We start from the raw sequence: 7,104 nt of genomic DNA on the forward strand, positions 1-7,104 counted from the left end.
AGCTGTAGGCATGACTGATCGATCCGACGTCGTCTCCTGGCTCACTGACATGGACGGCGTGCTCGTCCATGAGAATCATGCGCTGCCGGGCGCGTGCGATCTCATTGACCAATGGAACGAACGCGGCACGGAGTACCTGGTGCTCACCAACAACTCCATTTTTACCCCGCGCGACCTCTCCGCTCGCCTGCACGCCTCTGGCCTTGAAGTTCCGGAACACCGGGTGTGGACCTCGGCCCTCGCCACCGCAGACTTCTTGCAGCGTCAGCAGTCCGGCGGTTCCGCGTACGTCGTCGGAGAAGCGGGCCTGATTACCGCCATGCACGAGTCGGGTTTTGTGATGACGGATCGCTCTCCGGATTTCGTCGTGCTCGGTGAAACCCGCACCTACTCCTTCGAGCAAATCACGACGGCCATCCGCCTCATCCTGGGCGGGGCAAGGTTCATCGCGACGAACCCCGACCCGACGGGGCCCAGCGCCGACGGTGTGCTCCCGGCCACGGGTGCCATCATCGCGCTGGTGAAGGAGGCGACGAATCGCGCGCCGTACATCGTCGGTAAGCCGAACCCGATGATGTTCCGCTCCGCGCTCAACCGCATTGGTGTGCACTCGGAAACTACGGGCATGATCGGTGATCGGATGTCCACCGACATCGTCGCTGGCATGGAAGCCGGCCTCCACACGGTGCTCGTGCTCACCGGAATCGAGACGCGCGAGACCATGGAGGAGTACCCGTTCCGCCCGTCCGAGGTGCTGGAGGGCGTGTTCGAGTTGGTGGACGGCTGGGCACCCGACCTCGATGCTCTCGACGAGGAACCCGAGCTGCCGTAGGGGCTGAGGCTGGAGGTCAGCCACGAACCCGAAACTTGTAGGGATAGAACTCCTGAATTTGTAGGATTGAGAATCCCGAATCAGTAGGGATCTGGCTGTTGCGCAAGACTACGGTGCATTGCTTGGTGCAACGCCAAAGGGACTACTCAACGACATTCCTACGACGGAGTTCCTGTTTGAGTTGCTCGTCGTGCGTGACCTGCGCACGTAGACGAATCCTTCGGAGCGGCGGTCACGCATTACCAGGATTACGCTGACCGCGATGACGATGTAGTCGTGGCGCCGATCACAGCGCTGGGCCCCTAAACCATGACGATGGAAGCGGCGGCATGGCCCCACAGCGCGCCAACCCCATGGTGCGGGGTAGTACGTTCCGACGGTGGTCGCGGCGCTGTAAATGCCCCTCAAGCGGCGTACAACGGATTTCGCCCGCAGACGATGCGCAATTTCCCACCGTAGCACGGTATGCTTGGGGCTGGCCGTCGCATCGACGGCCGCGGCATGTAAGGAGTACGCGTGGATCACGACGAGTCCACCCCGATTGACGCGACGGATGCAGCCGTCGATCTCGACGGTCAGCCCGACAGCGCCGTGTCTGGCGACTACGACGCCGATCAGATCTCGGTTCTCGAAGGCCTAGAGGCGGTGCGCAAGCGCCCAGGCATGTACATCGGCTCCACCGGCGAGCGCGGCCTCCATCACCTCGTCTACGAGATCGTCGACAACTCCGTCGACGAGGCACTCGCCGGCTACTGCTCCCAGATCAACATCGAGCTGCTCGACGGCGGCGGCGTGCGCGTCATCGATAACGGCCGCGGCATCCCCGTGAAAGAGCACCCTGTCGAGAAGATTCCGACGGTCACCCTCGTCCTCACTGTGCTCCACGCAGGCGGCAAATTCGGCAACGGCGGCTATAAAGTCTCGGGTGGTCTGCACGGCGTCGGCTCATCCGTCGTCAACGCGTTGTCAGAGAAGTTCATCGTCGAAGTGCGTCGAGATGGGCATCTCTATCGCCAGGAATTTAACCTGGGCGTTCCGGTGTATGAATTGGAGACCGTACGCGAGCTCGCCGACGGTGAATCCACAGGCACCACTATTACGTTCTATCCATCGTCGGAAATCTTTGAAACAACGCGATTTAGCTACGACACCCTGGCGAATCGCTTCCGCGAAATGGCGTTCCTGAATAAGGGTTTGCGCATTGTCCTCGACGACCGTCGCTCGGACGCCACCGTCGAGGCCGCCGAAGGCGAAGACACGGGTGGCGACGTCACGAGCGACCCGGACGACCTCAGCCACGACGAGTTCCATTACGTCGAGGGGCTCAAGGATTACGTGCGATTCGTCTCGAAGGGCAAAGAGCCCGTGCACCAATCCATCATCGATATGGAGGCGCATGCCCCCGATCAGGGAATGAGCCTGGAAATCGCGATGCAGTGGAATATGTCGTACGCGTCGAACGTGTACACCTTCGCGAACACCATTTCTACCCACGAAGGCGGAACGCACGAAGAGGGATTCCGTGCCGCGCTCACGAATACCGTGAATAAGTGGGGCGAAAACTGGGGCATGATTAAGAAGAAAGAAGATCGTGTCTCGGGTGACGATATCCGCGAGGGTCTCACCGCCATTATCTCGATTAAGGTGGCCGAACCGCAGTTCGAGGGGCAGACGAAGACGAAGCTCGGCAACACCGAAGCGCGCACCTTCGTGCAGCGCGTCATGTGGGAGAAGCTGGGCGACTGGTTCGAGCTCAACCCCGCCGAGGGCAAAGACATCATCCGCAAGTCGCAGGCCGCTGCCCAGGCGCGCATCGCCGCCCGCAAGGCGCGCGACATGGCGCGCAACCGCAAGGGCCTGCTCGGTGGCGGCGGTCTCCCCGGCAAGCTGGTGGATTGCTCGTCGCGCAACCCTGAAGAGTGCGAGATGTTCATCGTCGAGGGTGACTCCGCCGGCGGCTCCGCCCGCGGTGGTCGTGACCCGCGCACGCAGGCCATCCTGCCCATCCGCGGCAAGATCTTGAACGTCGAGAAGGCCCGCCTGGACAAGATCCTCGCCAACAAGGAAGTCGAGGCCATCATCAACGCGCTCGGCACGGGAGCGCAGGAAGACTTCGACATCGACCGGCTGCGCTACCACAAACTCGTGCTCATGGCCGACGCCGACGTCGACGGCGCGCACATCCGCACGCTGCTGCTGACGCTGATCTTCCGCTTCCTGCGCCCGCTCATCGAGGCCGGTCACGTGTACCTCGCGCAGCCGCCGCTGTTCAGGCTGCGCTGGACGAATGCGCCGCACGAGCTGGCCTACACCGACGCCGAACGTGACGCACTGCGTGAGGCTGGCCTCGAGGCCGGTAAGAAGCTCCCGCAGGTCAACCCCATCCAGCGCTACAAGGGCCTCGGCGAAATGAACGCCGACGACCTGTGGGAGACGACGATGGACCCCGAAAACCGCATCCTGCTCCAGGTCACCATGGATGACGCTGCCGCCGCCGACCGGATGTTCTCCATCCTGATGGGCGAAGACGTTGAGCAGCGACGCACCTTCATTCAGCGCAACGCTCGCGACGTGCGCTTCCTGGACATCTGAGGAAGAAGCTATGGCAGACGAAGAAACTCCGGTAGAAGCCCTGAACGACGAGTTGCAGGCGGGCGGCCACGGTCGCGTCGATGCGACGGACCTCGAAGAGGAAATCCAAAAATCGTACCTTGACTACGCCATGAGCGTGATCGTCGGGCGTGCGCTGCCCGACGTGCGCGACGGCCTCAAGCCCGTGCACCGTCGCGTGTTGTACGCCATGTGGGACGGCGGCTACCGCCCCGACCGCGGCTGGAACAAGTGCTCGCGCGTCGTCGGTGAGGTCATGGGTTTGTACCACCCCCACGGCGACTCGGCGATCTACGACGCCCTCGTGCGCCTCGCCCAGCCGTGGGCGATGCGCCACACCCTCGTCGCGGGGCAGGGCAACTTCGGTTCGCAGGGCAACGACAAGGCCGCGGCCATGCGATACACCGAGTGCAAGATGGCCCCACTCGCTGCCGAGATGGTGCGCGAGATCGACCAGAACACCGTCGATTTCATGCCCAACTACGACAACCGTGAGCAGGAGCCGACGGTGCTCCCGGCCCGCTTCCCGAACCTGCTGGTGAATGGTTCGACGGGCATCGCCGTCGGTATGGCGACGAACATCCCCACGCACAACCTGCGCGAGGTGGGCGACGCGGTGCAGTGGGCGCTCGAGCATCCCCAGGCGAGCGGTGAGGAGCTCCTGGAGGCGGCGATGCAGCGCATCCACGGCCCCGACTTCCCAGGCGGAGCGCTCATCGTTGGGCGTCAAGGCATCGAAGACGCGTACCGCACGGGCCGCGGCTCGGTCGTGATGCGCGCGGTGGTCGACTTCGAGGAAGATGAGCGTGGGCGGCAGATGCTCGTCGTGAAGCAGCTGCCGTACATGACGAACCCCGACACCCTCGCGCAGCGCATCGCCGACCTCGTCAACAGCGGCAAGCTCGTCGGCATCGCCGACATTCGCGACGACTCGTCGGCACGTACCGGCCTGCGCCTGGTGATCGTGCTGAAGCGCGACGCGCAGCCCCGCGTCGTGCTCAACAATCTGTACAAGCACACGGCGCTGCAGGAATCGTTTGGCTGCAACATGCTGGCCATCGTCGACGACGTGCCCCGCACGCTGCGTCTCGACCAGTTCATCTCGCTGTGGATCAAGCACCAGATGGAGGTCATCCGCAGGCGCACCCAATTCCAGCTGGAGGATGCGGAGAAGAAGGCGCACATCTACCGCGGGCTGGTGAAGGCCCTCGACAAGCTCGACGAGGTCATCGCACTCATCCGGCGTTCGCCGAACGCCGACGATGCCCGCACCGGCCTGATGGCGCTGCTCGACATCGATCAGGTGCAAGCCAGCGCCATTTTGGACATGCAGCTGCGCAGGCTCGCAGCCCTTGAACGTCAGGAGACGATCGACCGGCTTGCGGCGCTCGAGGCGAAGATCGCCGACCTCAAGGACATCCTCGCCAAGGAGGAGCGTCAGCGTGAGATCATCGGCACGGAGCTGCAGGAGATCGTCGACAAGTACGGCGATGAGCGTCGCACGAAGATCATCGCGGCCGAAGGTGACTTCTCTGATGAAGACTTCATTCCCGACGAGGACGTGGTCGTCACCATCACCTACGGTGGCTATGTCAAGCGCACCCGCACCGACCAGTACCGCGCCCAAAAGCGCGGAGGCAAGGGCGTTCGTGGGGCGACGTTGCGCGCCGACGATGAGGTTCAGCACCTGTTCACCGCGACAAATCACGAGTGGCTGCTGTTCTTCACCAATTTTGGGCGTGTGTACCGCATTAAGGCGTGGCAGCTGCCCGAGGGCGGGCGCGACGCGAAGGGTAGCCACGTCGTCGGGCTGTTGACGTTCCTTCCCGACGAGAAAATTGCCCGGGTGATGCGGTTGCGCACGTACGAAGACGCGCCGTACCTGCTTCTGGCGACGAAGAAGGGCCTCGTCAAGAAGACGGCGCTGACCGCCTACGACTCGTCGCGCCAGGCGGGCGTGATTGCCATCAACTTCCGCGACGAGGACGATGAGCTCATCGGCGCCGAGATCTGCTCTGCCGACGACGACGTGCTGCTGCTGTCGAAGAAGGGCCAGGCGATTCGGTTCCAGGCTTCCGACGAGCAACTTCGCCCCACCGGGCGCGCGACGTCGGGCGTCACCGGAATGCGCTTCCGTGAGGTGGGTGGCGAAACCGACGAGCTGCTCAGCATGTCCGTGCTCCCCGCCGATGGTGAGGAGGACGAGCGGTTTGTGTTCACCGTCACGCAGGCCGGCTACGCCAAGCGCACCAAGATCAGTGAGTACCGTACGCAGGGGCGTGGCGGGCTCGGCATCAAGGCCATGAAGCTCGTCGACGACCGCGGCTCGCTCGTCGGTGGGCTCATCGTCGACGAAACGGACGAGGTCATCGCCATCAAGCATTCCGGGCAGATCACCCGCTCCGCCGTGGCGGAGGTGCCGGTGAAGGGGCGCGACACGATGGGCGTGAAGTTCGTCGGCGTGCGGGGCGACGACGCCGTGAGTGTGATTGCGCTCTACCCTGAAACAGAGGTGGAAGAAGAAGAATCCGCGGAGTCGGTTGCTGCGGAGGATGAAGAAGCCGCTACGGTAGACGACACGGATGTGAACGAGGAGGCAACCGATGAGTGATGCGCCGCGCTGGCCTGGCGCCGACGGTTCCCCCGGGCTCGATTTTTCCCGGAAGCCTGATACTGACTCCCAAAAGCCCGCCGGAAGCACCAAGGGCGACCCGCAATCGACGGGCACCCCCGGCCCGACGGGTGGCCCGGCGAAGATGTCCGGGGGGCCGAATAAGCCTCAGCCGTCCGTTCCGGATCGCGACGAGGATCCCACGCGCCAGCCGAAGCTTCCGCCGCGCACTACGCAGCCTCCGACGGATGCCCGCCCAGATGCCCGGAAGTCGCAGAACGCCCACGACTGGGAGCTCGACAGCATTACACGTTCTCCCAAGTCAGAGCCCAGCGCACCTGGGCCCAAGTCTGTGTCGTCGGCCACTGCGTCGCAGCCGGTTGAGCCTCCATCTCGCGCGCTGCGCCCGTCGCGTGCCTCTTTGTCGGCTTCGGAGCCGCCGGGCTCCCAGCTTGGTCGCGCATCTTCGCTGCGACGCACCCGCAAGGCGCGTCTGCGGATCAACCGGATTGATCCGTGGTCGGTGATGAAGACGTCGTTCCTGTTCTCGATTGCATTCGGGGTCATGCTCGTCGCAGGCGTGGGAGTGCTGTGGTCCATCATGGCTGGTTCCGATGCGCTGAATACCATCAACGACCTGGTGAATTCCGTGGTCGCCGACCCGCAAGGTGGCGGCGAGCGCTTCAACATTCACGAGTTCCTGGGTTGGCAACGCGTCATGGGGCTGACGACCGTTCTCGCTGCCATCGACGTCATCATCTTCACTGCAGTGGCTACGTTGTTCGCGTTCCTCTATAACCTCGCTTCCGTCGTGATGGGTGGCCTGGAGATCACGCTGGCTGAGGACTGATAGCTCGCGAAGCTCGACTGCGCGCACAACAGATGACGAAAACGCTCAGTATGAGGCCAGAATCTTCATCTGGAGTGCGCTCAGTCGCGGGTAGAGCCCAGCGTCCCTTCCCGACGGTTTGCGAGCCGCTGAAGAGGTTTGATAAAGTTTCACGTCGGTGAACGAGCCTATAGCTCAGTTGGTTAGAGCGCTGCCCTGATA

4 protein-coding genes are annotated in these 7,104 nt (G+C 63.3%); all 4 read left to right on the forward strand.

Annotated features, from left to right (window positions below; genetic code table 11):
* Positions 1 to 10: 10 nt before the first annotated feature.
* The 4 genes from Q0X61_RS12160 (at position 11) to Q0X61_RS12175 (ending at position 6,903) form a co-directional block, all read left to right on the forward strand.
* A complete protein-coding gene (locus tag Q0X61_RS12160; protein ID WP_297743019.1) occupies positions 11 to 832 on the forward strand; it encodes an HAD-IIA family hydrolase in 822 nt (273 codons plus the stop codon).
* Between the two features lie 516 nt (positions 833 to 1,348).
* Positions 1,349 to 3,424 (forward strand): DNA topoisomerase (ATP-hydrolyzing) subunit B, encoded by a 2,076-nt coding sequence (gene gyrB / locus Q0X61_RS12165; protein WP_297743013.1) that lies wholly within the window; start codon positions 1,349 to 1,351, stop codon positions 3,422 to 3,424.
* A 10-nt stretch (positions 3,425 to 3,434) separates the two neighbouring features.
* The gene (gyrA, locus tag Q0X61_RS12170) at positions 3,435 to 6,053 is read left to right on the forward strand and encodes a DNA gyrase subunit A (protein ID WP_297743015.1); all 2,619 of its coding nucleotides are present in this window, start codon (positions 3,435 to 3,437) and stop codon (positions 6,051 to 6,053) included.
* Complete coding sequence (locus tag Q0X61_RS12175; RefSeq protein WP_297743017.1) at positions 6,046 to 6,903, forward strand: DUF3566 domain-containing protein; 858 nt, start codon at positions 6,046 to 6,048, stop codon at positions 6,901 to 6,903. Before gyrA ends, Q0X61_RS12175 begins: the two co-directional genes overlap by 8 nt.
* The last annotated feature ends 201 nt before the right edge of the window (positions 6,904 to 7,104 follow it).

It is taken from the genome of uncultured Tessaracoccus sp. (genome assembly GCF_947255005.1).
Classification (GTDB): domain Bacteria; phylum Actinomycetota; class Actinomycetes; order Propionibacteriales; family Propionibacteriaceae; genus Arachnia.

Excerpts from the sequence above, each read along its gene's own strand:
- gyrA (WP_297743015.1), top strand. The coding sequence starts at position 3,435 with ATGGCAGACGAAGAAACTCCGGTAGAAGCCCTGAACGACGAGTTGCAG.
- Q0X61_RS12160 (WP_297743019.1), top strand. The coding sequence starts at position 11 with ATGACTGATCGATCCGACGTCGTCTCCTGGCTCACTGACATGGACGGC.
- Q0X61_RS12175 (WP_297743017.1), top strand. The coding sequence starts at position 6,046 with ATGAGTGATGCGCCGCGCTGGCCTGGCGCCGACGGTTCCCCCGGGCTC.